The sequence below is a fragment of the Micropruina glycogenica genome, assembly GCF_900289045.1.
GTDB lineage: Bacteria > Actinomycetota > Actinomycetes > Propionibacteriales > Propionibacteriaceae > Micropruina > Micropruina glycogenica.
In genome coordinates this window covers 72,732-99,063 of sequence record NZ_LT985188.1, presented here as the reverse complement: position 1 = coordinate 99,063, position 26,332 = coordinate 72,732, and the positions used below count along the sequence as shown (strand labels likewise).

At 63.4% G+C, this 26,332-nt stretch carries 26 protein-coding genes; 10 read left to right on the top strand and 16 right to left on the bottom strand.

All coding sequences use genetic code 11. The features are described 5' to 3' along the window. The first annotated feature begins 7 nt into the window (after positions 1-7). Complete coding sequence (locus tag MPLG2_RS00455; RefSeq protein ID WP_158680741.1) at positions 8-1,192, top strand: polysaccharide pyruvyl transferase family protein; 1,185 nt, start codon at positions 8-10, stop codon at positions 1,190-1,192. Between the two features lie 21 nt (positions 1,193-1,213). Next, positions 1,214-2,107: a glycosyltransferase family 2 protein gene (locus tag MPLG2_RS00450; RefSeq protein ID WP_105184441.1), complete on the top strand. Its 894-nt coding sequence runs from the start codon at positions 1,214-1,216 to the stop codon at positions 2,105-2,107. Here the strand turns inward: MPLG2_RS00450 and MPLG2_RS00445 are convergent, their stop codons facing one another. The 4 genes from MPLG2_RS00445 to MPLG2_RS00430 all read right to left on the bottom strand — a co-directional run bounded on the left by MPLG2_RS00445 (position 2,108) and on the right by MPLG2_RS00430 (position 6,381). Further along, entirely contained in the window at positions 2,108-3,481 is a 1,374-nt protein-coding gene (locus tag MPLG2_RS00445) for an apiosidase-like domain-containing protein (protein ID WP_158680739.1), read from the bottom strand. Between the two features lie 71 nt (positions 3,482-3,552). Next, positions 3,553-4,188: a PIG-L deacetylase family protein gene (locus tag MPLG2_RS00440; protein WP_231935730.1), complete on the bottom strand. Its 636-nt coding sequence runs from the start codon at positions 4,186-4,188 to the stop codon at positions 3,553-3,555. A 13-nt stretch (positions 4,189-4,201) separates the two neighbouring features. Beyond that, positions 4,202-5,026, bottom strand: a complete 825-nt coding sequence (locus MPLG2_RS00435; RefSeq protein WP_105184438.1) for a glycosyltransferase family protein — start codon at positions 5,024-5,026, stop codon at positions 4,202-4,204. After that, positions 5,023-6,381 (bottom strand): glutamate-1-semialdehyde 2,1-aminomutase, encoded by a 1,359-nt coding sequence (locus MPLG2_RS00430; protein WP_105184437.1) that lies wholly within the window; start codon positions 6,379-6,381, stop codon positions 5,023-5,025. Before MPLG2_RS00430 ends, MPLG2_RS00435 begins: the two co-directional genes overlap by 4 nt. Positions 6,382-6,459: 78 nt before the next feature. Here MPLG2_RS00430 and rfbG point away from each other — a divergent pair, with 78 nt between their 5' ends. The 3 genes from rfbG to MPLG2_RS00415 are packed head-to-tail and all read left to right on the top strand — an operon-like array spanning position 6,460 to position 8,847. Then, a complete protein-coding gene (rfbG, locus tag MPLG2_RS00425) occupies positions 6,460-7,515 on the top strand; it encodes a CDP-glucose 4,6-dehydratase (RefSeq protein WP_105184436.1) in 1,056 nt (351 codons plus the stop codon). A gap of 10 nt (positions 7,516-7,525) precedes the next feature. After that, on the top strand, positions 7,526-8,077 hold the full coding sequence (gene rfbC / locus MPLG2_RS00420) for a dTDP-4-dehydrorhamnose 3,5-epimerase (RefSeq protein ID WP_105184435.1): 552 nt from the start codon (positions 7,526-7,528) through the stop codon (positions 8,075-8,077). 29 nt (positions 8,078-8,106) lie between these two features. Beyond that, positions 8,107-8,847 carry a class I SAM-dependent methyltransferase gene (locus tag MPLG2_RS00415; protein ID WP_105184434.1) on the top strand — a complete coding sequence of 247 codons (741 nt, stop codon included), beginning with the start codon at positions 8,107-8,109 and terminating at the stop codon, positions 8,845-8,847. Here MPLG2_RS00415 and MPLG2_RS00410 read toward each other — a convergent pair. Further along, entirely contained in the window at positions 8,835-9,989 is a 1,155-nt protein-coding gene (locus tag MPLG2_RS00410; RefSeq protein ID WP_158680738.1) for a transferase, read from the bottom strand. The two genes, MPLG2_RS00415 and MPLG2_RS00410, sit on opposite strands and share 13 nt — an antisense overlap. Positions 9,990-10,171: 182 nt before the next feature. On the opposite strand from MPLG2_RS00410, the gene MPLG2_RS00405 reads away from it, so the two are divergent. Together MPLG2_RS00405 and MPLG2_RS00400 are read left to right on the top strand one after the other, a co-directional pair. Beyond that, a complete protein-coding gene (locus MPLG2_RS00405; protein ID WP_105184432.1) occupies positions 10,172-11,203 on the top strand; it encodes a glycosyltransferase family 4 protein in 1,032 nt (343 codons plus the stop codon). After that, positions 11,200-12,399, top strand: coding sequence for a glycosyltransferase (locus MPLG2_RS00400; RefSeq protein WP_105184431.1), 1,200 nt, complete (start codon positions 11,200-11,202; stop codon positions 12,397-12,399). The genes MPLG2_RS00405 and MPLG2_RS00400 overlap by 4 nt, the downstream gene beginning before the upstream one ends. Here the strand turns inward: MPLG2_RS00400 and MPLG2_RS00395 are convergent. Further along, positions 12,380-13,342, bottom strand: coding sequence for a glycosyltransferase family 2 protein (locus tag MPLG2_RS00395; protein ID WP_158680737.1), 963 nt, complete (start codon positions 13,340-13,342; stop codon positions 12,380-12,382). The two genes, MPLG2_RS00400 and MPLG2_RS00395, sit on opposite strands and share 20 nt — an antisense overlap. A 152-nt stretch (positions 13,343-13,494) precedes the next feature. After that, the gene (locus MPLG2_RS00390; protein ID WP_158680736.1) at positions 13,495-14,340 is read right to left on the bottom strand and encodes a hypothetical protein; all 846 of its coding nucleotides are present in this window, start codon (positions 14,338-14,340) and stop codon (positions 13,495-13,497) included. A gap of 116 nt (positions 14,341-14,456) precedes the next feature. On the opposite strand from MPLG2_RS00390, the gene MPLG2_RS19770 reads away from it, so the two are divergent. After that, positions 14,457-15,050 (top strand): acyltransferase, encoded by a 594-nt coding sequence (locus MPLG2_RS19770; RefSeq protein ID WP_408632046.1) that lies wholly within the window; start codon positions 14,457-14,459, stop codon positions 15,048-15,050. A gap of 971 nt (positions 15,051-16,021) precedes the next feature. Here the strand turns inward: MPLG2_RS19770 and MPLG2_RS00380 are convergent. The 4 genes from MPLG2_RS00380 to MPLG2_RS00360 form a co-directional block, all read right to left on the bottom strand. After that, entirely contained in the window at positions 16,022-16,840 is an 819-nt protein-coding gene (locus MPLG2_RS00380; RefSeq protein WP_105184427.1) for an ABC transporter permease, read from the bottom strand. A 1-nt stretch (position 16,841) separates the two neighbouring features. Continuing rightward, the gene (locus MPLG2_RS00375) at positions 16,842-17,957 is read right to left on the bottom strand and encodes an ABC transporter ATP-binding protein (protein ID WP_105184426.1); all 1,116 of its coding nucleotides are present in this window, start codon (positions 17,955-17,957) and stop codon (positions 16,842-16,844) included. Positions 17,958-18,143: 186 nt separating this feature from the next. Further along, on the bottom strand, positions 18,144-18,941 hold the full coding sequence (locus tag MPLG2_RS00365; RefSeq protein WP_158680734.1) for a phosphatase PAP2 family protein: 798 nt from the start codon (positions 18,939-18,941) through the stop codon (positions 18,144-18,146). Between the two features lie 7 nt (positions 18,942-18,948). Next, the gene (locus MPLG2_RS00360) at positions 18,949-20,073 is read right to left on the bottom strand and encodes a glycosyltransferase (protein ID WP_197710021.1); all 1,125 of its coding nucleotides are present in this window, start codon (positions 20,071-20,073) and stop codon (positions 18,949-18,951) included. A 137-nt stretch (positions 20,074-20,210) separates the two neighbouring features. Between MPLG2_RS00360 and MPLG2_RS00355 the strand changes: the two genes are divergently transcribed. Continuing rightward, positions 20,211-20,474, top strand: a complete 264-nt coding sequence (locus tag MPLG2_RS00355) for a PqqD family protein (RefSeq protein WP_105184422.1) — start codon at positions 20,211-20,213, stop codon at positions 20,472-20,474. A 16-nt stretch (positions 20,475-20,490) separates the two neighbouring features. Here MPLG2_RS00355 and MPLG2_RS00350 read toward each other — a convergent pair whose 3' ends face one another. From MPLG2_RS00350 to MPLG2_RS00330, 5 genes are read right to left on the bottom strand one after another with little or no spacing between them, the layout of a single operon-like run. After that, entirely contained in the window at positions 20,491-21,639 is a 1,149-nt protein-coding gene (locus tag MPLG2_RS00350; RefSeq protein ID WP_231936035.1) for a nucleotidyltransferase family protein, read from the bottom strand. After that, a complete protein-coding gene (locus tag MPLG2_RS00345; protein WP_158680733.1) occupies positions 21,639-22,565 on the bottom strand; it encodes a phosphoenolpyruvate carboxykinase (ATP) in 927 nt (308 codons plus the stop codon). The genes MPLG2_RS00350 and MPLG2_RS00345 overlap by 1 nt, the downstream gene beginning before the upstream one ends. Beyond that, on the bottom strand, positions 22,562-22,963 hold the full coding sequence (locus tag MPLG2_RS00340; RefSeq protein ID WP_158680732.1) for a lasso peptide biosynthesis B2 protein: 402 nt from the start codon (positions 22,961-22,963) through the stop codon (positions 22,562-22,564). The genes MPLG2_RS00345 and MPLG2_RS00340 overlap by 4 nt, the downstream gene beginning before the upstream one ends. Positions 22,964-23,012: 49 nt before the next feature. Further along, positions 23,013-24,164, bottom strand: coding sequence for an asparagine synthase-related protein (locus MPLG2_RS18165; RefSeq protein WP_158680731.1), 1,152 nt, complete (start codon positions 24,162-24,164; stop codon positions 23,013-23,015). Between the two features lie 59 nt (positions 24,165-24,223). Next, positions 24,224-24,349: a lasso RiPP family leader peptide-containing protein gene (locus tag MPLG2_RS00330; protein ID WP_158680730.1), complete on the bottom strand. Its 126-nt coding sequence runs from the start codon at positions 24,347-24,349 to the stop codon at positions 24,224-24,226. Between the two features lie 149 nt (positions 24,350-24,498). Here MPLG2_RS00330 and MPLG2_RS00325 point away from each other — a divergent pair, with 149 nt between their 5' ends. After that, positions 24,499-26,313, top strand: coding sequence for an ABC transporter ATP-binding protein (locus tag MPLG2_RS00325; RefSeq protein WP_231935729.1), 1,815 nt, complete (start codon positions 24,499-24,501; stop codon positions 26,311-26,313). Positions 26,314-26,332 lie beyond the last annotated feature (19 nt).

The window sequence follows — 26,332 nt, the reverse complement described above, 5'->3', positions numbered from 1 at the left end:
GGAGGGCGTGACCATCGACGCAACCTTGCGCATCGGGGTTTACGGCGAGTTCGGAATCGGCAACGCAGGCAACGACGAGTCAGCCCGAGTAGTCCATCAGCTCCTCCGTGAGCTGTCTATCACGGATGTGACATTGATCAGCTTGTCTGGCGTTGCGGCCACTCGTGCAGTTGGGCTGCCGGCGCTCTCGTTCACCTCGTCCGCGCCGTCGAGCGCCCGGCCTACGGTGGTCGTGAAGGCGCTCCGGCTGTTCTCGAAGGTGGGTGACCAGGTCAGGATGATCAGGATCGTCGGTGAGTTCGACGCGGTGATCGTAGCGGGGACCGGACTGCTGGAGGCTCCGCGGGGACGTTATCCGGGCGGCGATATGGTCTGGTTGTCAATGCTGTCGGTTGCCTGCCGGATGCGGCGGGTTCCGCTGGTTTGGTTCGCGATCGGCGGCGGACGCTACGCCAGCCGCATTCCCGGACGACTCGCAGCCTGGGCGGGCAAGGCCGCGCAAACCCGCTCCTACCGGGACCCACTAACACCAGCGTGGCTGGCCGCGAACGGCCTGGACGTGAGCACGGACGCCGTGGTGACTGACGTTGTCATCGCCCGTGCCCCAATCTCTCGCCCTCCACGGGATCGCGACGAGCTTCAGGTGGTGGCGATCGGACCAATCGACCTGCCTCAGCGTCTTGACACATCCCGGAGTGAGGGATGCTATCTTAACGGTCTAGCCGAACTGGTCTCGCGCTTGCAGGATCGTGGCATTCGGATCCGATTGGTGCTGGGCGACGCAGCCGACGGCCCGGTTGCGGAAGCTCTGATCGACCGTCTCCACAGCCCGGGCTTGGCGGTCACATCTGGGCCCAGTTTCGACGATGTGCTTTCCGACGTGGTGGAACATGCCGATGTGGTGGTCGCCAGCCGCTTCCATGTGCTGATCGCCGCTCTGCTGGCAGGAGTTCCCGTGGTCGCCCTGAGCCACGCCGACAAGGACGACTCGCTCATGAGGACCTTTGGACTCGATCGCTATCTGTTTTCGGCAGCCGCATTCGAGCCTGAATCCGTTGAGACGGCCATATTCGCCAGTCACCAGAGCCGTGAAGTGATTCGTGAAAGGATGGCGACCTCAATAGAAGAGGGCCAGACATCATTGCGTGCGGAATTGCTGCGAGCGATCGACGATGTGCGTCGGGGGAGATGACGGCTCCGGAAGGACAGAGGGATGACAGGATCGCGTGAACCACGCGTCACATTGGGCCTGCCCGTGTACAACGGAGCGGACTACTTGTCGCAGGCCCTGGACTCAGTGCTAGCCCAAGACTTCACCGATTTCGAACTCTTGATCCGCGACAACGCATCAACCGACAGCACGGAGGAAATCGCCCGTGGGTACGTCGAGCATGACCCGCGCATTCACTACGAGCGCAATGAGCGGAATCTCGGCGGGGCCGTGAACTCGAACCTACTGCTGGACGAGGCTCGCGGGGAACTGTTCAAGTGGGTCTACCACGACGATCTCATGCACTCCTCGGCGATCCGAAGGTGCGTCGAGGTACTCGATGAAAGGGGCGCCGACACCGTGCTCGCCTTCCCCCGCGTTCGGTTGATCAACTCCGCCGGAGACGTGACCGGCGAACACGACGACGCCGACCTGCACGTCGACTCGGACGAGGTGGCGGACAGGATCCGGACCCTCCTGGTCAAGTTCGTCACGCAGACCCAGTTCGGAGTCATGCGCACGGAGGCGGCTCGGGCGGCCGGCGGCACCTGTGCTGACGTGGCAGGTGAGATGGTGCTCCCCCTTGCCCTCGCCCTCCGAGGCAAGTTGGCCCTGGTACCGGAGCAATTGCTCAGCATCCGTGAACACGAGGACCGGCATGGTGGGGATCGCGCCAGTGAGGCAGCCTGGGTCAATCCTGATCGACCACGCGCAGTGTTCCCCTACTCGCGGGCGACTCCCTTGTTTCTTCGCACGGTGGCCGACGCGCCGTTGACGGCTTCCCAGCGGCGATCCTGCTACTCGGTGATCCTGCGCCACTTCACCCTTCCCAACATCAAGACGGTCTTCGGCGACGTGATTCGCCTACCTTGGGACGCCGGCTGGCTCGCCCGTTGATCAACGACGGGTTATCTCCAAGAGCCAGTCTTCGTCGCCCGCGGCGTTCTTTCCCGGCGGCGTGGCGTTGGCGCTCGGCGGTGTCGAGCGTCGGGAGCCATTGGAGGGGTCGACCCAAACGAACCGAACGCCCGAGCGGTCAAACGGAGCCACGACCTTGACGGTGACTGAGGCAGGAAAATAGACAAGTGCCACCGTGTGTTCGGCATCGGTTGCGGCTGTTACCCGGTCGTCGTCGAGCACATCTCGCCCAAGGTCGGTGCTCGGTGGTCGATCGTCGATCACAACCTCTCGATCCCCCGCAGGGTGCATTTGCCACCATGGCAGCGCACCGACAACGTCCCGCACGGAGTTGACTTGCTGGTAGCCCGGCCAGGTTCGCGCCTCCCATCCCGGTGGAAACTGCCAGTCGTCATTTCCCCAGAAGTCCCCGGACGCCCCCGACGTTAGGGCCCAGGCAACCTGCCTGCGCAAGGAGGCCAGCGTTGTGGTCGGGGTGCCAGGCTGAAGATTCATACCTTCGTAGTTCGTCTCGCCGAGAATCACCGGCTTGGGAGGGTCGGACCGAAAAGCAGATCTGGCTCCCTGGTACGGCGGCGCATAGCTGTAAAGAAAGTTCCAGTCCACCCGGGAGGCCCAGAAGGTACTGAGCGTGGAATACGTCATCGGTGATGTGAACTGGATGGAGATCGGGCGCCGGTCCCCCGCTGCCCTGATGCCGAGCCTCACAGCGTCGAAGCACCGGTCGACCGATGTCGGCGAGTCGTGCAGCGTGAAGTCTCCACCCAGGACCCAGACGATGTTCGGCAGGTCGGCCACACCTGCCGCCAGTGCTCGTCCGTAGTCGGCGCAAGCCTGCTGGCTGGATGGGCGGAAGGTTCGACCCATCGACCAGGTGTCGGCGGCATAGAGAAATACCGTGATGCCGTGCTGCGCGGCGGACTTGATCGCGTCGCGGGTCCGCTGCAAATAAGCTGGGTTGAGACGGGTGACGTCGCCATTGAAAAACAAGTAATCGTTCTGGAATGGCCGGATACCGTCGGGAGTCGATCCGTCCCATGAGCCACTGCCCTCCCGCGAACCCACAAACAACATGATGGCTGCGTTGAAGCCTTGCTGCTGCCGCTGACGCCAGTAAGTCTCAATCTGCGACAAGCTGAGTCTGGAGAGCAGCGCCCAGGGTGAGTCCCCGCGAATGAGAATGGGATTACCGGACTGATCGACGAAGTTCCGTCCATTTGCGGCGACGTGGAGGGCGTACGGGGGCGCGTCGGTCGGGACGATCAGACGTTGAGGCTCCACCGCACTTAACACGGGCACTCCGCCCGGTATCTGAAAGTCCTCAACCTCGAAGAGGTAGTCGCGCCAGAGCACCCACCCGGACCCGAGACCGATCGCAGCAAGCAGAATGGCAACGAGCGCCCAGAGCCATGCACGTCTGGGAGTCATGTGACCATAACGAGCTTGTTCACCACGAATGCCTCGGCGTAATGACCCTTGCATTCCATGCCCCGCACCCGCATGAAGCCCAGGAACAACTCGTCGTCCCACCAGTCCCTGGAATGCTGCGACGGATAGCACTCGTTGAGCGCACGGACCTTCTCGCGAGCGATGTCGTCGGCCAGCGGCACGTACACATTGGGCCGGCCGAGGTCGCCGTCCCACTTCGGGATCTCGTAGTGCATGATGGTTGAGTTGCGCCACACGGTCGGCGCCAGGCGCCCGAGCAGCCGATGATCCTGGTGCGCATCGTCGGGTCGTGGCGCGAAAACGAGGTGCGGCACCGCCATGTGGGCAGCGAGTTCGTGGAGACGTCGTTTCACTCGTCCCCACTGCTCAGGCAGGTATCCGTCAGCGAAGTCGCCCGGCTCACCGCCGAACTCGAGCCGTGCCCCGGGCAGGAAGGCCTCCGTGGCCTCCGCAGCCTCCGCACGTCGCTCAGCGGTGCCGGTCAGAACCAGCGAGACGGCGTCGAGTTCGCGGTCGCGCCCCAAGGTGAGTAGCGTGCCGCCGCAAGCGATCTCGATGTCGTCGGGATGGGCGGCCAGGCAGAGGACTGTCAGGGGGCCGTCAGGCAACATTATGGACATGGTTTTAGTCCGGGATGGTCGCTGCCTGCGGCGGAGCTACGCGGACAGTCGGGTGACCTGAGCGCCAGATCTTCCAGGGAGACATCCCGGTTTCCTCCAGGCCCTCCAGATACGCACGCTCTTTGACGGTGTCCATGCAGGCCCAGAACCCGTCGAACCGATTCGCTTGGAAGCGGCCCTCCGCGGCCGCCCGTAAGCATGCGTGGGTCACCAGATCCTCCCCCTCGTTGAAATAGTCGAAGATGCTCTGGCGCAGCACGAAGAAGCCGCCGTTGATGCGCATGTCCATGTCGGCGACGGCCTCGAGCCCGGTCAGGTTGCCCTCGGGCGAGATTCCGACGACGTGGAAGGAGTCCTGCGGGGTTACCGCGAGCAGGCTGCCGACATGATTGCCTGGCAATCGGGCGACGAGATCGTCGAGGTCCACATTCGACAGTCCGTCGCCGTAATTGGCCATGAACATTTCATCGTTGCCCAAGTACGGGCGCACCCGCCGAAGGCGTTCGCCGATGGGTGTCTCCAAACCGGTGTCGATGAAGGTGATCTTCCAGTCCGTGATATCGGTTTCAAGCAGTTCAATCTCAGCGCCCCCATGGGACAGGATGAAGTCGTTTGATCCCGTCTCGCGGTAGTTCAAGAAGTAGTCCTTGATTATTTGAGCCCCATAGCCCAGGCAGAGTATGAATTCTTTGTGACCGAATTCGGCATAGCCGCGCATGATGTGCCACAGGATTGGTCGCGCACCAATAAGGCTCATTGGTTTTGGCAGTGGGGCATCGCCGGATCGCATGCGCATCCCATAGCCCCCGCAGAATAAAACCACCTTCATGACTGCCTCAGTTCCCTCGGCGCAGCGAACTCACGTACCGCGGGAGCGACGGGGCGTCCAACGAGCAACCCGTCGACGGTGCCGGCCTCCATGGCCCGGGCGTAGACCTCCAGTGCCCCGTCGAAGGCCGCCAGGGTGCCGGCCAGGTCCTCATCCGTGTGCGCCCACGAGATCACCAGCGATGGGGACAGCACGCCCCGCTTCATCAATTCCTGCAGCAAGAGGGTTCGGAACGGTTGGGACGGCTTCCCGTCAGCGTCTTTGGTTCCGAACACCATGCACGTCGAGCGTCCCATGATCGGGACGTAGTCAGCCAGGCCGTGCTGAGCGGTCAACTCTGTCAGGCCGGTACGCAACCGTTCGCCACTGGCCTCCATCTCACCAACCACGTCGTGTTCGTCGTAGGTGCGGTAGACGGCCAGAAGGGCCGCCAGACCGGTGGTTTCGCCACCGTGGGTGGTTGAGAGGAGCCAAACTCGCGAACGATCCGTGTTGAGGCCGCCAAGTTCCATGATGTCGCGCTTGCCGGCCAGGGCTGAGACGCTGAAGCCGTTGCCTAGCGCCTTGCCCCACGTGGAGAGATCGGGTGTGACCCCGTATACAGCCTGGGCTCCGCCGACGGACCAGCGAAGCCCAGTGATCATCTCGTCGAAGACGAGCAGAAAGCCCTCCTGGTCGGCCCGCTTCCTCAGGCCCTCGAGGAAGCCGGGCACAGGTTCGGCGGTCGCTGTTGCCTGCTCCAGGATGACGGCCGCGATCTGTTTGGGATGCTGCTCCAGCAGCCGATCCAAGGAGTCAAGATCGTTGTATGCGAAACCGACGGTACGAGCGAGCTCGTCCTGCGGGATGCCGGCCCTCATCGGCGTCGTTCCGATGAACCAGTCGTCCACCGAAAAGAAGGGTTGCGTACGACAGATCGCCACCAGATCGCGGCCCGTGTACGCCCTAGCCAGCTTGATCGCAGCAGTCGTAACGTCTGAACCGTTCTTGGCGAACTTCACCATCTCAGCCCCTGGAACGTGAGCCAGGAACGCCTCAGCGGCCCGCACCTCCCAGATACTGGGACGGGAGAAGCCCAGCCCGCCATGAGCGGCCTCGCAGGCGGCCTCAACCACCGGTCGGTAGCCGTAGCCGAGCGTTACCGCCCGCAACCCCATGCCGTACTCAACGAACCAGTTGCCGTCCACGTCCACGACACGAGCACCTTCGCCGCGCTCAATGATCGGGCTGATGAACTCTGGACACTGATCAGATCCGCGCGCATAAGTGTGCGCACCCCCCGGCACAAGCTGATGCAGTCGTGCCTGAGCCGCATTCGATCGATCGAAGGTACGATCATGCGCTCGGTTACTCATCTTCTTCCCCCACCTGCTGAATTGCCGCCTGAATCGCTCATTGGCCAGACCCGTAGATCGACACGATAGCGTTACTCCATGCGGGCATCGTACTGGCGTGGACGGCGGGTATTCGTGACGGGCCACACCGGCTTCAAAGGCGCCTGGTTGTGCCTGCTGCTGGCCCGCTTGGGCGCCGAAACGCACGGGTACGCCCTAGAGACGCCGCAGCACTTTCTGTTCCATCGGGCCCGCGTGGCCGAGGTGCTCAGCCGTGACGTTCGCGGCGACGTTCGCGACCAGGACAAGCTGCAATGGGCCATGCGGACATGTGACCCCGACATCGTGCTTCATCTGGCCGCCCAGACCACCGTGCGCGAGGGCTACGCCAGCCCTCGCGAAACCTTTTCGGTCAACGTCGACGGCACGGTAACCGTGTTGGATGTGACCCGGTCCATCGAAAACGTGAAGTCCTGTGTCGTGGTGACCACCGACAAGGTCTACCGCAACAATGAATGGCAATGGGCCTACCGCGAGACTGACACATTGGGCGGCGATGACCCCTACAGCGCCAGCAAAGCCGCTGCAGAGCTGGCCACTTATTCGTTCGCGGTGTCGTTTCCTCGCACTGGCTACGCGGTTGCCACCGCCCGCGCAGGCAACGTGATCGGCGGCGGAGACGCGACGCCCGACGCGCTCATCCCCGAGGTGGTTACGTCGATGGCGGAGGGCCGCGAGGCGATGCTGCGCTATCCGCAGGCAACCCGCCCGTGGCAGCACGTCCTGGAGCCGCTGAGCGGGTATCTGACACTCGCCGAGCAACTGGGCCCGAACCTCAATGCGACCGCTTGGAACTTCGGTCCTACCGCCGACGACGTCCTCACCGTTGCGGAGGTCACCGAACGCCTCGGCGAACATTGGGGGGGCGGACGCTGGCGCTCCACCGGCGAAGCCGGGCCTCACGAAGCCGGTCTGCTGTCGGTGGACTCGGCGCTGGCTCGGCACGAGCTTGGTTGGCGACCCCTGCTCGACGTCGACGAGGCAATCGCGTGGGTGGCGAACTGGGAGTCCGCCGTGCGCGGCGGCAAGACTCCGCGAGAGGTGACGGAGGGCCAGATTGCGGAGTACGTGGCCCGACGAGCCCACGACTCCTAGGCTGAGCGCCATGAAGATCATTGAAACCGGCATTGAGGGATTGATCGTCTTTGAGCCGACGCCGGCCAGAGACGAGCGCGGCTACTTCACCCGAACCTTCGATGTCAAGATCGCGGCGGAGGCGGGGGTCGACCCGACCAGCTTCATGCAGGAGAATCAGTCCCGCTCTTATCAGGGTGTGGTGAGAGGGCTGCACGGCAGGCTCAATCGCGGGGAGGCCAAGCTTGTTCGATGCGCGCACGGGGCAGTGCTGGACGTCGCGATCGACACCCGGGTCGGCTCGCCCACATTCGGCGAGATGCGAACCTTCCTGCTCGACGACCAGTTGCATCGGCAGGTCTACATTCCGCGCGGCTTCCTGCACGGCTACCAGGCCCTCACAAGCGTGACCGACTTCTGCTACAAGATCGATGACTTCTACGGACCCGGCGAGGACACCACTGTAAACTTCGCTGACCCGGAACTCGCGGTACCCTGGCCTGCGCCGATCACAATCGTCAGCGAACGCGACCGCCAGGGCCAATCCTGGGCCGAGTATAGGCGGTTCCTCGGGGTCGCTTGAAATGATCGACGAGTTGGGGACTAGCAGAGATGGATGCACGAAGTGCCTGGACTGAGTGGAACCTCAGCAGCAACCGGGATGACGGATTGGGTCCTGTACAGGTCGCGCAGGGCTCGCTCATCGAAGAGTGGCTACAAACGAATCTGACCGTTGACAACCCTCAAATTCTCGACGTCGGCTGTGGCACGGCATGGCTTGAAAACAGACTGGTCCGCATCGGACGCGTCACGGCAACCGACTACGCCGACAAAGTAGTGATGCAGGCATCCGAGCGCTTTGCCGATCAACCAAATGTTCGCTTTGTGGCTGGCGACTTCCTCACGACAGAGTTAGGTGACAGGGGCTCCTACGACGCAGTCGTTACTGTTGAGACGATCTCGCATTTCGAGGATCAGATAGGCTTCCTCAAGCGAATAGCAGACCTTCTGAAGCCCGGAGGTATCTTCGTCATAGCAAGTCAGAACCGGCCTGTCATGGAGAGAAGCATCAGGCACCTGCCCAATCCTGGCTGGTACCGAAAGTGGCTAGACATTGACGAACTGCGCGAACTTGTGGAACGTGAGTTCCAAGTTATGGAACTAAGATCCGTCTGTCCGAAGTTTTTCGATGGCCCTTTACACATTGTCAACTCCGATAAGATGGAGCACCTTGCGGCCAAGCTTCACCTGTCCGGCACTCTCCAACGCTTCAAGCGATGGGAGGAGGGTCGGAACATGGGTTTCACGTTGATGTGTCTCGCCCGCAAGAAGGTTGCGGCTCAATCGGCTTGAATCTCACGCGGCGTGGGATCCATGACAACCCAGCGTCCACCGTTTGCCTCGATCTGGGGGTAAGCCGTCCGCACCTCCGGCAGCAGATCCGGTACGAACAGCAGTACTCGGTCGGGACGTGCCGCAATCAAGTCGGCCGGCGAGACGATAGGAATCCGGTTCCTAGGCATGGCGCGGCCATGCTTACCCGGGGCTGCATCGGCGATCATCATCACTTCGTCGACGGTCACTTCCGCACAGCACAACAGAGCCGACGTGCGTGACGCAGCTCCGTAGCCGCCGACGGTCAGGCTCCGGCTGGCAGCGTCATCGAGGTATGCGCGAATTGCGGCCACCGACTCGGTCAAGGATCGGTTCAACGAGGAGACCCACTGCGCATCCGTGGCACCTTCGGACAGCTCCTTCGCGATCAGGGCGGTCACCGCGTCGGCCTCACTGCCCCAGCGGCTGCCCTGCCGAGCAAAGGCGAGCATCGTGGTGCCGTTGCCATACAGCGGGTACTCCCACGCACCCACTCCCACCAACCCGATCTCGTTGGCCATTCCGACCAGGCTCGGGGTTGTGTAGTAGGCGAAATGTCCATTCTTCAAGGCATTCCACATGCCATTACGAACAATTGAGGTCGCATTGTGAATCATCATCAGCAGCACGCTGTCCGGGCCCATGTGATCGAGCCGTTCGGTGAAGGCCGCATGCTGGTCGGCGTCGTGCATCATGCCGTGCACGTCCACCAATAGGTCGGCCTCTCCGGCAGTCACCTCGACCATCGCCCGACGAGCGAGCTGCTTGGCCCAGGATCCTCCGTGTGGACTGGGATACTCCAGCACCCGCGTTCCGGGGATCACGAAACCGGCGGCCTCCGCGTCGTCTACGCACAGCTCGGCTTGCCTCACCAAAGCGGCTGGCTCAATGCCGATCGGCTCCTCCGGACTGGTGGGATCATCCTCAAGTTGCAGCAGCCCGCTCACGGAACTGAGCACCATGCGTGTGGAGTAGGCCGGATCGGGCAACGGGTCGCCGGGGATCGGGAAGAGATCGGACGGAGGTTGTTCCCCCAGGTCGAGTACCACTACGCCGCCCGGTTCACCAGACCATCGGTCGCGCCATTGCGAAATCGGCTGTGGCAGTGCGGTGCTCGGCATGCTTCCCCCTGTGGCGATCATCCATCGTGTCGGTTGCGGTGCCCTCAACCTACCGGCCCGCGTTGCCTCCGAGAAGGTTGGCCATCAGTATGCGGCTAGAGTGATCGGCGAGATTGGCCCAGCGGCACTCGACGGGCGGCGTGGGTCGCACCGCGCGGGGGCATCCACAGAAAAGGCATTGGATGAGGATTCTGCACATCGTGCACTCAGACGCCTTTTACGGTGTCGAGCGCTACATTGCCACTTTGGCAACCGCACAATCCTCGATGGGCGACGACGTGGCAGTGGTCGGCGGCTCCCCTGTCACCATGCATGCTGAACTGCGCGCCCAAGGCGTACGGTTCTCGCCGGGAGGCTCGTTGTCGGACTTGGCCCGCGGTTTGCGCCGATTCCGCGATGCCGACGTGATCCACACACACATGACAGACGCCGAACTCGTTGCTGTCAGCACGCGCGCGATGCTCAATCGAACGTCGAAAGTGGTAACAACCCGGCACTTCGCGCAGCATCGTGGGGCGAGCAGGATCGGGTCTCTGGCGGCACCGCTCATCGCCGCCGGCCTCGACGGCCAAATTTCAATCAGCCGATTCGTAGCCGACCGGATTGAAGGCTGTAGCACGGTGATCCTTCCCGGGGTGCCGACACCCACCATCCCAGCCGTCGAGCGTGAACCGTCCATTCTGGTCGCGCAGCGGCTAGAAAAGGAGAAGTCGACCGACGTGGCCCTCCGCGCCTTCGCCGGGTCTGGACTTGCCGATCTGGGATGGCGTATACGCTTCGCCGGCGACGGCGCCCTGCGCACCGAACTGGAGAGCCTCGCGACCACGCTGGGCGTGGCTGGCTCCGCCGAGTTCATGGGACGTCGCGACGATGTTCCGCAGCTGATGGCGTCCAGCTCGATACTGCTGGCCAGTGCTCCAGCTGAACCCTTCGGCCTGACAGTGGTGGAAGCCATGGCAGCCGGGTTACCGGTCGTGGCGGCTGTAGCGGGCGGCCACGCCGAGTCGCTGCCGCAACAGGAGCTGGCCCACGGGTTCGAGCCCGGTGACGTTGCCGTGGCTGCAGCGTCGATGCGCGAACTCGCATCTGATCCTGCCCTACGCGACGCGCTCTCGGAGGCCGGTCGCCTCCGCCACCGCGATCTGCTCACGCCACAGATCCAGGCCGAACAGACGCGGGCCTTCTACACCAAAGTCGTAGAGGCGCGGCGGTGACCGGCCGAAGGGTCGTCGTCCTGGACCACACCGGTCAACTCGGTGGCGCTGAGATTGCCCTCCAGCGGCTTCTGCTGGCCGTGGACGACTCATGGGATGTCTCGGTGCTGCTGTTCAGCGATGGCCCCTTCCGCGTGTCATTGGAAGAAGCCGGCATCGACGTCGAGGTGCTGGAGATGCCGGAACGCACGTCCGGCCAGTCACGGACCACCTTGACCGATCCCCGCGTCCTGGTTCGCTCAGGATCGGACTCACTCGCCTTCGCCCGCACAGTGGCACAACGCGTGCAGCGACTGGATGCCGACCTGGTCGTGGCCAACTCGCTAAAGGCTGCCGTGCTCGCCGAGTTGTCGTCCTGGCGGAGCCGGCTGCCCTGGGTATGGCACCTGCACGACCGGATCGCTCCGGACTATCTGGCCGCACCAGTGGTGTTCGCGCTGCGGCGGCTCGCCCGGCGAGCCACACATGTGGTCGCGAACTCGCGCGACGTCGCCCGGCTGACGAGGCTGCCCCCCTCGCGGGTCAGAGTGGCGTATCCGGGGTTGCCCGATGACGCCTTTACCGACGACCACACTCCCCCGACGCCGCCGGTGTTCGGGCTGCTGGGCAGGATCAGCAACACCAAGGGGCAGCGCGAGTTCATACAGGCGGCCGCCCTCGTCAGCAAAGACCATCCTGACGTCCGATTCCGAATCGTCGGCGAGGCACTGTTTTCCGATCACCCCTACGCAGTCGAGGTCAGACAGTTGGCCGATGAACTCGGCATCGCGAACCGCGTCGAGTGGACGGGATGGGCGCCCGACCCGCGGGCCGCGATCGATGGCTTCACTGCACTGGTTCATGCCTCACCATTGCCAGAACCCTTCGGGCAGGTCATCCTCGAGGCGATGGCGAGGCATGTGCCCGTAATTGCGACGCTGGGCGGCGGAGTCGGTGAGATCGTAGGCGCACCACCGGACGCACCCTTGGGCGCGGGCACTGTGCTCTGCACTGACCGTGGACGACTGGTCGCACCTGGTGACGTGGCGGGGTTCGCCGAAGCCATGAAGGCCATCCTGCGCGAGCCCGAACGCAACGTTCAACTCGCTCGATCTGCGGCGTGTGCCACGCATGAACAGTTCAGCGTAAACGCCACCGCCACCACCTGCCAAGCGGCCTGGCGTGGTGCCACGGGGGCTAGCCGACCACCGGATTGACGGTGACCGTGCGAGAGCCTGCGCGATCGGACCAACGCAGACTGAGCCGTTCGAGAAAGCCGGGTGCACGGCCGTAGGCGCCCAACAACCTGGCCGCGACGCCGAGCACGATGACCAAGCTGAACTGCAATGCGCCAGGTATGTCCCCGCGGCGAGCGGCGGCGACAGGCACGATCAGCACATGTCGCCGCAGGAATCGGAGTCGCGCAAGCGGTTTCCACGGACTATGGATGGAGCCGAACAGCAACCCGTTACGGGCGTAATAGTACAGACCGAGATAGGCGAACGGACCTTTGAACGATGCGGAGACCTTGTGGCGGATGTGCGTAGTGTGATCAACCACCAAACGGACTCCTGCACGCTGCGCACGTTCGCTCCATTCCGAATCCTCGAACATGAGAAAGAAACGGTCATCGAACAATCCCACTCGTCTCCAGACTTCGGCCGTCGCCGTGAGGCAACAGCCGGCCAGGATCGGGCTGTCCGAAAGCGGGCCCGCACCCCCACGAGCCCGCAACTCGACGTCCTGCAGATGCCTGGGCAGAGCCGTGTCGGCATCAATTGCTCCACCGCCGAACCACACATCATCGGGCCGGTCGGCGTAGCGCACCTCGGGGCTTACCACTAGTCCAGAGGTGACTTTCTCTACCAGGCGTTCCAGAACTCCTGAAGGAATGACTGTGTCGTTGTTCAGTACCGTCACGGTGCGTGCGTTGCCATTGAGTGCCCACCGAATCCCGGCGTTCATGCCGCCGCTATAACCCAGGTTCGCGCCGGTTTGCAGAGTGTGGACCTGCGGCCAAGCGGCGCCGACGCGCTCCAAGAGACCGTCCCCGGAGCCATTGTCGACGACTAAGACCTCGATGGATGGAGACCCCACGACGAGAGACTCGACGCAGGCCATCGTGTCGTCAGCGCCCTTGTACGAGAGCACCACCACCACGTCGCTTCCTCGCGTCATGAGGCGACTCCGGTGATCAAAGCGACGGCGGGACCGGCTATAGCCTCAACCCATCCTCCGCTCATCGGCATACCCCCTTGATGGCTCTGGCCGGACCCAAGCCTACAGACGTCGAGCCGCGAGCCGAATCACGTTCAAAGGTGAGGGTGATCAGCCACCGAGCCGGCATTGGGCAACCGTCGCAGCCGCGGCCACAGGCCGCGGCTGAAGGGGTGAAAGTCTCGGATGAGCCACCAGATCCAAGGCACAGGCCACCAACGTAGCCAATAGTAGAGCCCGAAGTTTGCATCACCTGCGTGCCCCCACGAGGCAACCTTGCGACGGATCTCGCGAGACGAGCGAGCCCATGAGTTGTGCACGATGGCGTCCGCAGCCGCCAACTCCATGACACGGGTCTCGCTGTCATCTGGCGGCCGCGACAGCTGGATTGAACCGCTCGCCTCAGGCGCACCGAGCCGCAAAACTCGACCGTTCACCTGACGCGCATTCCCCAATCGCACGGTGGGCCGAACCAGTACGCTCCCTGGGTACTCGTGGTGTAGGTCGCCGTGCGCACCCGCGATTTCGAACACGTGCGACGACGTGCGGCGGAACAGAACCCTCATCGGAAGCTCGACGGCATCCAGGCTCAACGCCGCAGCCCTGTCAATCGACTCCATCAGAAGACGGGGCCGAGGCAGGAACTCGTCATTGTCCAGCTGTACCACCCAATCGACCGATCCGACCAGTGCTTCGAGGGCGGCCTGCCTTTGGGCGGTGTCGGCCATGATCGGGTGGTCGACATTGACCCATCGCCCTGGAATCTCGCGCGCGATCATGCGAGTGTCTACTCGCCTGATTTCGGCCAGACACTCGTCGACCGGGATTGGCGCCCCAGACCAACCTAGACCGTCCTCGGGTACTGGGATGACCAGAGCATCGAGCAGCGGGTAGTACTGCGCCAAGGACTCTGCCAGCCACACCGGATCACCCGGCAACACGTACGCACCTAGCCGTCGCCCCACTTTCTCCCACCCTTCCGTCGCCTCCTCGTCAACCGTAGAGGATCGGTCGCCAACCGGTGTACCTTTGGGGTCCGCGCACGGAAGGCATAGACATGGGGCGACTCCGCGAGTCCTTCAAGAGGCTTGCGCCGCCACAGGCCGTGAGTTCAGTCCGATGGGGCCGCGAGGTGTGGGCGGATCTGCGCCTGCGCCTGCTTAGTGAGGCCGGTTTCATCCCCTCACATACGGTTCGTAACTGCCTCTATAGGAGTGCTGGAATGCGCTTGCACCCAACCTCCAGCATCCATTGGCGAGCAGAATTCTACGCCCCCGAACGCATCGAGATCGGTCCATACTGCACGATTGGCGATTCTGCATTTCTCGACGGACGATCCGGCCTTACGATCGGTGCATGTGTCAATCTGGGAAGCCACGTGAGCATCTATACAAGGCAGCACGACATTGACGACCCCGACTTCACCGAGACAGGTGCGCCCGTTCGAATCGAGGACCATGCGTGGGTGTCGAGTCACTCGATCCTCCTGCCAGGAGTCACTATTGGAGAAGGTGCAGTCGTTGCCGCCGGCGGCGTAGTGGCAAAGAGTGTTCCCGCCTACACACTGGTGGGGGGAAACCCCGCCCGGCACATTCGGGACCGCTCGCGCGACCTTCGCTACAGACTTGGCTATGCAAAACGTTTTGTGTAGCAAGTCAAATCGAGTGGGTCACTCAGGAGGGCACGACTGCCGTTGATTCGTAGCCGGCCTCCGGTTCAGATTTCATCAGTCTAGTCCGACAACAACCCTTTAGATGCCATATCGTTCGAGAAGGAGTCCTCGTGTCCATAGACCTTGTGGTGAACTGCTACGAGCGCACGTATCGCGATGTCCTGAGACCAGGTTTCATGAGCAATGTGGTCAAGTCCCAGTGCCGCGACTTCGATTGCGTAACTGTTCTGATAAACAATGTTGACGACCCGCCTGCGGCAGCAGCCCTCGCCTCTGCCGTCAAGGACGAAGTTGACCGCTATGCATTCGTGCATGACTTACTTCCGGGCGCCCTAGAGAAGTGTGGCCTTTCGCGGCGACATCTACGCAGACTAACTCACTTCACCGACTGCTGCCTTGTCGCGGTGACTATGCCGGGGCCCGCCTGGGTTGTCTACTGGGACGCGGGAGCAGTCTTGCGCGAACCCGGCGACTGGATAACTCCCACAGTCGACTTGATGACACGAAATCCACAAATTGCCGTCGGGAATCCGAACAATTGGCACATCGGACTAGCAGAACGAGAGTCCTTATACGTACAGGGCGACTTTGCTATTGGTTATGGGTTTTCTGACGTTGCATTCGTCGGCCGCCGAAAAGACTTTAGCAGACACATCTATCGAAGACTTGCGCCTGCCTCATGGCGTTATCCTCTCGCTCATATAGAGCCTGTTTTCGAGCAGCGCATAGATGCTTGGATGCGTTGCACCGGCCGGCAGAGGGCGACGTACCTGCCGCTCGTGGTTGATCACCCTGAAGCAGCGGGAGCAAACTATCCCGCAGCCAGCCCGGTCGACCGATTGAAAAGGCGCGCGCAGCAGACCATAGGGAGATCAATGGCAGCCTTCGACCATCCAGCAACTCGGCCCTGGCCTCGGTGAACTACACCTTGAAAAGATGGCCGCCTTCGACTAGATCAGGTCAGCAAACTCGCGTTCACGACTCTGGAAGACCAACACGCCCAGAAAGGCTACAACTACACTCACCAAAATGGCGGCGGGAGCGAGCCACACTTGACTGGGCGTTGTGCCGAGCAGGCTGCCGCGAACGAGTTCAATGATCCAAGCCAACGGATTCGCATAGAACAACCACCGGAAGCCCTCGGGCACCGCACTTAGTGAGTAGGCAATCGGGGTGGCGTACAATCCGATCTGCAGTACCCAGGGAATCACATACATCACGTCGCGATACTTCACCATTAAGGCCGAAGCCGCTAGCGAAAGCCCTAGCGAGAACAACAGCAGACACATGAGCCACACGGGCATCAGCAGAAAACCCCAGCCTGGGTTGACGCCGTAGACGAAGAGCAAAACGATACCCAAGGCGAGCGCGACCAAGAAATCGAGCAGAACCGCGAACACCGACGAGAGCGGAACCAGCATGCGTGGGAAAAAGACTTTGGCCACTAAGGCCTGATTCGCCACCAGCGAACCCGACGCGCGACTGACTAGCCCATTGAAGAAATTCCACGCCAACATGCCCACGTAGCTGAACAGGAAATAAGGAACTCCGTCGGTTGGCAGTCCGGCTAGATTTCCGAACACGATCGAGAAGACACCGGCTGCCACCAGCGGTTGCAGCAGTACCCAGATCACGCCGACCGCCGTCTGCCGGTATCGCAGGATTACGTCGCGTTGACCGAAGCGATACGCGACCTCACGGGCCTCCCACAGCTCGCGCCATTTGGGAAGGTTGAGCCGCCGAGGCGGGGTGATGACAATCTTGCTCACGCTACCTCCGAGCGTATTCGAAGTCGCTGAGCACCAAGGCTCCTTGAATAGCCTCGTCGTTCATCGTTTCTGGATAGGGCAGTTCGGGCAGCACCTCGAAAGTAGCGGCGCCCTCCCAGGCGTCAAGAATGCCCATTCGACAGATGAAAACATCGATGGTGTAGCGGCCGGGAGCGAACCATATTCCCGAGACGGTCAACTGCACCTGCTGGTCGTGCTCCGGGTCGAACCACGCTTCCACAAGGCGGGAGTCACACTTGGTGATCACGATGCCGTTCGCATCGTTGATGTGACACGAGATGAAGTACGAGCCGATCGATTCCAGGTTGGCGGGGACGTCGATCTCGATGACTTTGTCATCGACACTGGTGAAGATTGTGTCAGCGACACGCACGTCGCTGGCCCGCAATTCACCCGTGCCTGGCCGACGAGATGCGACGGCTGTGGTCTGGGCCACCGTCTCAAAGCTGTCTCGGTACATCTCTAGAACATCGTCAACAGATCCGCTGTGCACCAACTTGCCACCGGCCAGGAAGATCGCTTGGGTACACAACGCCGTGACCGTCGCCATCTGATGGCTCACATAGAGCACCGTTCGTCCATCCTTGGCGACGTCGCGCATCTTGGCCAGGGACTTGTTTCGAAACTCTGCGTCCCCTACTGCGAGAACCTCATCGATGGCCAGGATCTCGGTCTCCAGATGCGCCGCAACCGAGAAAGCCAGCCGCACATACATACCGGATGAGTACCGCTTCACCGGCGTTTCCAAGAACTTGGCGACACCGGAGAAATCCACGATTTCGTCGAAGCGGCGGGTAATCTCTGAGCGACGCATTCCCAGCAGTGCACCGTTGAGAAAGATGTTCTCCCGGCCAGTCAGTTCAGGGTGAAACCCGGTGCCCACCTCGAGCAGACTGCCGACCCGCCCGCCGAGTTCGATCCGCCCCGTCGTCGGAGCCGTGATCCTGGTCAACACCTTGAGCAAGGTCGATTTCCCTGCGCCGTTTCGACCGATGATTCCGACGGCCTCCCCGAAAGGAATCTCGAAGTTGATGCCGGACAGCGCCGAAAACTCCTCGAACTCTGGTCGCTCCAGTGGATGCCGCAGTCGATGCATGATCGCCTCAGTGGCCCGGGTCGGTCGATGCTGCGAAGACGACCGGATTCGGTACACCTTCGACAGGTCCGAGACCGAGACTGCTGTACCTGTCGCCACCGATCACCACCCCTTCTACTCCCGCGGCAGCCTACCAGCGGAACACTGCGAGGTCTTTGCCACCCCCGCCAGCGATACGGGGGCCGCCTAGCGACTACGAGCCCTGCTAGGACGCCCCTCCGCGACGGCAGACCGGCCGTTTCGGGGTCCGGTCCAGCCGACGGCTACCAGCGCTGCAGCCGCCAGCCAGGCCCCGTTGGCGAGCAGCCCCAGCTGGTAGAGCCATGGCAGCGACGTCGCCACCGCCGCCAGTGCGACGCAGAATGCCGCCGGCCTCAGATCGGGCTGTAATGCACGCCAGCCCACCGGTCCATTCGGAAACAACACCGCGCTGAGCGCAGCCACCCATAACACCGCTGCGATCACGTCACTGGGCCTGTGTGCCAACGTGGCAATCGACGAGCCGGCCACGACCACCAAGGTCACGGCGGTCAGCCGCCGAATGCGCACGCCCTGCCAACGCGGCGGCGCTAGCACGAAAGCCGACACAATGAGCGCCGCCGAGGCGGCGGCGTGGCCGCTGGGCCAGGTGTTGAACGGATAGGTCGGGTCGCCCAGCTCCGGTCGGGTGAGCACTCGCCGCAATGCAGTGGTCACGAGGGTGGCGCAGCCGACCAACATCGCACAACGCAGCACCAGGCCCCAGCGTCTGCGAGCCAGCGCCACAATAGCCTCGACACCCACCAAGGCGGCCACCACCATCAGGGAACCGCGCCGGACCAGTTGCCAGGGCTCCATCGGCACGGTCAAGGGGGCGAAGCCGGCACCCATCAGGGCAGAGTCGATTCGCTGGCCGACCGGCGTCCAGACGGCAACGACAAATACCGCCGCAACCGCCGCCAGGCACCCCCACGCCCGAGCGACCGGCATCGCCCATGCCCGCACGGATCCTTCAGGCGAGACCGTTGACGACATCCTGCAGCCTGGCACAGAAGCGTCGCTTGCCGAACATGTCCGCGTGCGCCCGCACCACGTCCGCATTCCACGAGCGACCGATCATGGCCTCGATCCCGGCAGTAACTGAGACCACGTCCGGACGCTCGAAGAACAAGCCGTTCACTGCAGGGTCGATCGTGTCGAGGTAGCCGTTGGCGTGCAGGGCCGCAGTGGGCTTGCCAAAGGACGCGGCCTCCAACGGAGTGAGCCCGAAGTCCTCATACGACGCGGCTACCAAGCCCACTGCCTCGGTGTAGAGCCAACGCAACGCCTCCTCGCTCACTCCCCCGAGTAGGTGAATCGACGGGTCTGCACCGATCAGATCCTGAAGCCGCTCATGATCTGGGCCGCGTCCGACCACCGCGAGACTCAGCCCTTCAATCGCCTTCACAGCTGAGATCACAGCGTCCACGTTCTTGTAAGGCAGCAACCGCGCAACGCAGAGCACGAACGGCTCCTCGATCGCCTCCACCCGCTCCAGCGCACCTTCCACTGGCAATGCCGGCGGCGGCGGCAGCACCTCCGCTTCGATGCCGTACACATCCAGCACCATCTGTTGTATCACCGAAGAGTTGACCAAGTAGCGGTCAGCGGTCAGCGCCCGCTTGTGGTCCCAGGCGCGCAGAGACGGCGAGAGCGCGGTCAGTGCGACCTTCATCGCCGCGCGTCGAGTCCGCGCGCCAAGACCGCCCTCATCTGCCCCGAGATAGCGTTCCGTTTGATAGAGCCAGCGGGCCGGGGCGTGGCAGTAGACCACTTTGCTCCCGGTGCAGCTGATGCCGTGAGCCCAACCCGACGAGCTCGCCAGCAGCACGTCGGCCTCGACCCTCAGGCCGGAAACCACCGGCGCGTACAGAGGCAGTGCGATGCGGTGATCGTGCCGGAAAGCGGGCACACGATTGAGCATCGACGTCTTGACGGTGAGTCGGCGAAAGTCGTCGAAGGTGGCGACCGGCTCATAGAGAGTCGTGTGCAGCGGCGCGCCGGGAAACGCCTCGGCCATGATCGCGGCTACCCGCTCGGCGCCCCCGCGCTGGGTCAGATAATCGTGCGCCAAGGCGACCGGAACGTGAAAACTCACGCAAGACCCTTCCCTCTCGTCACGGCCGGCTGCTGCCATCGCGCACCAATACCCAAGGCTCGTTTCCCCTACTATAGGAGTGGACCCACCGGCCCAGGTGCGCGGCCACAACCTGACGAGACTCCGATGGAGGTTACGTGCGGATTCGAACCGAGAACGTCACCTGGCAGGAAATCGACGGCGAGTTGGTGATCCTCGATCTGCAGCGGTCGACCTATCTGACCACGAATGTCGTCGGCGCCCTGTTGGCGAAGTTCTTGACGCAGGATCGTTCGCTCGACGACCTCGTTGACTTGCTCGTCAGCACGTACGGCATCGACATTGACACCGCGACGCAGGACGCCGAAGCCTTCTTGCAGCAATTGGCCAGCAAGGAACTGCTCATCGCAGACGACGCCTAAGCTGACCAGGCGACCCTCAGCGGCCGTCGTGGGCTGCGAGCCTCAAATAGGCTCCCTTCGCCTGGTCGTCGTCGACCGCCCTATCGAGCGGGTTCTGGTCTGCCCCGTGCCGTCTCACCCGCCACTCCGTACGTCGCACCCCGAACCACTGGCCGATGGCCGCGGCAACCGACGACAGATCCCCTCGACGAGCGCTGGAGTATTCGATGCCGGACAGCGCAGGATCGCCAGGCAGATGCGGGAAAGGGCGAATGTTGTCGCGCCGAGCGGCGACGCGGCCTGACAGCGACCTCTCAGCCGCTCGCCGCAGCGTTGGGGGAAGCGGAAACGCCACCTCGAAGGTGCGCTCCGTGCGGGCCATCACGATTCCGACGGTGATCGCCATGCCGGCGCGGTCGGCACGCCGGGCGACCGCCGGCCAGTCAAGTTCTGGGTTCGCGGAGGCGTGCAGCAGATCCGCCAGCCAGACCAGGCGATTCGCTCCTGATTGTGCCGCGTGGTGGGCCAGATGCAACAGGGTGTCGGAGGCGTCGAACGTCGGGACGGCGAGGTCGGGTGCCAACCGCACGGTGCGGGCACGCGCCAGCATTGCCGGTAGATCGGCCTTGAACCATCGCCTCGCCGAGGCCGAGACCACCATGTCCCAGTGCAGATCGAGCGCGAACCCTGACGGGCCGGTCAAGGCCAGTTCAGCTCGTCCCTGACGCAGGATCTCTGGCCAGTTTCGATCAACGTAGCCGCATCCCAGCTTCTCCAGCACCCTCAACGCTCCGGCGAAGTCCTCCGGGTGCAAGAAAAGGTCAAGGTCACTGAACTCGCGCATGTCCACATGCGGCCAGACGGTGTTCGCCAAGACCGGACCCTTCGCCGCCGCCCACCGCACCCCTCGCTCGGAGAAGGCGTCACCGATCCGCCGTAGATCGTGAGCGGACTGCATCTGCCGGATCAACTGTCCGTGGCGGGACGCCTGCAGTGCCGTGACCCAGTCTTGTCGCGCGTCCGGCGCGGCCCGCAATCGCCGCAGCATCGCCGGGCGCACTCGATGCTGAAGTCCGGCAGCCATCAAGTCATGGGCGCCGACGTGACTCAGGTCGCCCGGCAAAGGTCCCTCAACGGCGCGGACGCTCTCCACCAGCAATTGGGCCAGCGGCCGCAACCGATCCATCACGATGCCAGTGTCTCGGCCAGCGCGCCGGAGATGTCGCTTGGGAACGGCGGGCCCCACGGTACAAGGGCGGCGAACACCGGTGTCGTCGACGCGACTGCGGAGGCGTCTGCGAACAGCCGCCGCAGAACACCTTGGTCCCGCCAACCCATCAGGCGCGGGTAACGGACAAGGGCCAGCGCCGCATTCTTTCCCCGAAGGCGCTCGAATCTCAACGCGGAACCGTCGCGGGTGGGTAGCGGAATCAGCATCGCCCGCAGAGGCGTGGACTCCTGCGCGGCGTGGGTGGGCGCGAGGATCTGGCGCTCATCGGCACTCGTGCGGGTCGCGACATCTGACAGCCGTTCCACCAGCTCCGCGGTTCCGGAGCGCAACCTCAGTTCGCGAGAACCTCGACGTACCGTGGGACGGGTGCCCGCCTCATCGATCACCAGTACGTCATCGGTGACGACCGAAGCCCCTTCTGCGCAGAAAAGGGTCGCCATGGTGGTCTTGCCCTGACCTGAGTGACCGACGAAGCCGATGGCCTCACCGGCCACATCGACGGCGCTGCCGTGCCAGACGGACGTGCCGCGCAGGAAAAGCAGCAGCGACAGCAGGGTGCCTGTGGTCATGATTGCATCCATACCGTCTTGCACGTCACGGTGCAGCCGCATCTCCACGTGGGTGACGTCCGGCGAGATGACGAAGTCGCCGATGCTGTGCACCCGGTAGTGGAAGCGTCCGTCCTCGAGCCGTACCAAGGTGTACCAGGGCTCGTGGGTCTCGAAGTCCAGCAGCACCTGCCCAACTGGCTGTGGTTGCCAAAGATCGAAGGACTCGGCGCTGTGAACAACGACATCCGGTTGGCCTGCGGTGGGGGTTCCTGAGTCGTGCAAGTCAAAATCTGTTGCGATCCGCAGTCCATAGAGTTGGGTTACGTTCACCCTTGCACCTCCTCCGGAGTCACCAAGACCCGGTACACGGCGGCACCGTCGGGGTCGAGCCCAACTGCACCGACCTCGACCCAGGCGTGAGCCGCCACCTTTCCGTCGATCTTCGTCACCCCGATCCGCAGCAGTGGCTCATGGTGCCGCAGAAAGTAGCCCCCGACGACGGCGCGCCGCAAACAGGTGCCGTTGAACGGCCCCCACCTCAACATCCGCCAGGCAATATCGAGTTGCTCGAGCTCGCGGTCTGTGAGCCCGGCTTCGGTCGGACTCGCGACCGGAGCCGCGGCACCGTCCATGGCCAACTGCAGACCGCCCACCCGAGCGGCACCCGCCACGCCGTGACGCCGGATCGCGACTTCGGCACGGATCGCCAGTGCGGCTGCCGTCAGCATGTCGCCCCACCGTCGAGGAGGGTACGACAGCACGGTTCGGATTCTGTGCCTAAGAGCCATCAGGAGCCAACGGTAAACCATGGCTGGCGAGCCAGGCTGCGTGCAGGTGGAAGGCACTCATCGTGAACGGAGCCTCAGACAACCACTCGCGGCGCAGAAGATCGTGGTCGTTGTACTCCGGGTCGACGCCTGCACCCTCCCACTCGCGCGCAAACGCTCGTTCGGTCTCCGACCAGCGCGTTTCGTTGAAGTAGGCCTTCGAGGTGCGCGCGACCACGGCATCGGGGAGCAGATCGGCGAACAGTGAGCGCATCATGTCGGTACGGCTACCCATGCCCAGCATTCCACCCTGCCTCATCAGTGCGGCGACAAATCGTGGCTCTTCGAGCGGGTTCAGCGGCAGCAGCCCGAAAGCTTGCGCTTGGGCCCGGAAGTTCGAGCCGGCTAGCACCGCGATCCGCGAGAAAGCTGCGCTGTAAAGGCTACGGTCCCAGCGCAATGGCTCGGCGTCGGGCGCATAGAGTTGGAGAAATCGCTGCCGTCCTGTCGCGGTGAGCCAGCCACAAGCGTCCGCCAGACCCTGGATAGCCCGGTTCCTGTCACCGCGGACCAGTTCCGTCAACCCACGCAGGGAGGCCCGCGGGCGCAATGCACGCACGGCCTGCACCAATGGCGTGATTCGGCGACCCTCGATGGCGAGGTCGCCCCCTTCGCCCGAAACAAGTGAAGCTCCGGCGTCCAGGTGCTTGTAGATGGCTCCGTGCAGGTGGACGGAGGGCGGCCACAGCAAGCCGTTGGCGCCCAGACTTTCGGTAGCGGCATCGCCGAGCCAAGCCTGCTCTCCGCGGAACTCCAGCACGGTCCGACGACCGATGCCGAGGTGTTGAAGCACCAAACGCTGCCACTCACCCTCGTCACTGCCGGGAGCGTCCGGGTGCACATAAGTCACTGGGTGCGGGTCGTCGGCGCCCAACCGTCGAGCCACCGCGACAGCGACAGCGAGAACGGCTGAGGAGTCCCGTCCACCTGAGAACAGCACATAGCAGGGTTCTGTATGGGCGAGCGCGGGTTCCAGGAGGCCCTCAAGTGCCTGGCGAGGCGATTCGCTGGAATGACTACTGAAACCGTCGGGAGCTTCGACGATCTGACGCGGGAGCCCGAACGTGGCCTCGACCGCATCGAGTCGCCGAAACTGTGTCATGTCTGCACGCAAACGGCGGGCGGCCCTTCCGGGTCGCCCGCCGTCCTGCGGACTTTCGTTCAGCGGGAGCCCGGAGTGGCGCCCCACCAGAACGTGTTGTCGTCCAGACGGATCGGAAGCGGCTGGCCGAGGGTCAGCTCGGCGACGCTTCCGACCTCCTGAATGGTCGGTGCTTCGTAGGTCATGTAAATCATCCCCCCAATAGTTGACATGCCGCATCCCCCGCGGCGCATCCACGATAACACATGGGATTCAGAGGTGATATATGTGTGCGCCGTAGGCGAGGGGCCACGTCGCACAGGGCTCCGCACATCTGAGTGGCTACCCTCTGAGGGTGTCCAACCCGACTGCGATCCCCACTGCCCCGAAGTCGCTGGGCAGACTGCGAAGTCTGGTGGCCTTCAGCAGCCGTTTGGTGTGGCGCTCGGCGCGGGTCTCGTTCGTCGTCTTGAGTTGCCTGCAGTTGCTGAACGCAGGGATCCTGGCGGGCCAGGTGCTCACTGTCCAGTGGCTTTTGAACGCCTTGCTCGAGCTGGGCTCGACTGGCATCGGAGCAGCGATAGCTCCGATCACCATAATGGCACTCCTCACTGCCGCAGCCGCAGTGGCGTCCTCCGTCCAGACATCTCTCACTCGCTATGTGGGCGAGCAGGTGGGCCGAACCATGTGGCATTCGATCCTCGACGTCTCTACCGGAGTCGGCCTGTGGAATTACGAGGATCCGGGGTTCTTCGACCGACTTGAACGCGTGCGGGTCAGTGGTCTGACCCGGCCGTTTCAGGTCACCAGCGGCGTCATCGCCGCCCTTGGCTCAGCCCTGTCCTGCATCGGCCTCGGACTGACACTCGTGACTTTCAATCCACTGTTGCTGCCGTTGCTGGCGTTTGGCGGACTTCCGTTGCTGCTGACCAGTAGGCAGGAGAGCCGGCTGGAGTTTCGCTTCAACGTGACGCAGACCCAGCCCAGCAGACTCCGCGCCTACCTGGCCATCTTGATGACTGGACGCGATGAGGCCAAGGAGGTCCGCGCGTTCGACATGGTCGGCAATCTTCGCCGACGCTTCGACGCGGTTTACTCGCGGTACCTGGACGACTTGCGCGGCCACCTCAAGCGTCGCACGGCGCTCAGCGTGATCGGACAGTCAGGCGCGGCGATTGTGCTTGGACTCACCCTGCTGGCGCTCGCCTGGATGGTCACCGGAGGTGGCCTCACGATTGCAACCGCCGGTGCGGCGCTCGTGGCGGTGCGGATGCTGGCCAGCCAGATCCAGGGGCTGACAGGCGGTGTGCAAGCAGTTTTCGAATCCGGGTTGTTCATCGACGACCTGCAGGATTTCCTCGCGCTCGCTCCCGAGCCGGCCACAGCGGCTGCCGTCCGCCCGTTCGAGCAGATCGAGTCGAGGCAGGTCAGCTTCAGTTATCCAGGACGGCGGACGCCTGCCGTCGACGGGGTGTCGATCAGGATCAGACGCGGCGAAGTGGTCGCGCTGGTCGGCGAGAACGGGTCCGGCAAGAGCACTCTGGCCAAGCTGATCGCCGGCCTGTACCCGCCCGATCAAGGCGCCGTGTGGTGGGACGACAGCCCGTTGAGCGAGCTACCGGAGGGCACGGCGCGAGCCAGCACCGCGGTGATCTTTCAGGACTTCGTGCACTACGCGATGGACGTGCGCACCAACATCGCTCTCGGCCAGCCCGAGCAACCGGTGAACGACGATGGCATCCGGCGAGCGGCAGCAGCGTCCGGCGTCGCCGACTTCGTCGACGAATTGCCACAGGGCTACGAAACCATGCTGACTCGAATGTTCGACGGCGGACACGACCTCTCGGGTGGGCAGTGGCAGCGCCTGGCGATCGCCCGTGCCTTCTACCGCGACGCGCCGCTGGTGATTCTCGACGAACCGTCCGCCGCTTTGGATCCGCGCGCCGAGTACGATCTGTTCTCTTCGCTGCGCAGCACAATCGAGGGGCGCTCCGCACTGGTGATCTCCCATCGGTTCTCCACAGTGCGCAACGCTGACCGAATCTACGTGCTCGACAGCGGACGGGTCGCCGAGTCCGGTACGCACGACGAGCTCATGGCGACCGACGGCATCTACGCCGAACTATTCCGGCTGCAGGCCACCGCGTACCTTCCGGACGAAAGCCGCTGAGGCAACCGCCGGTCTGTGA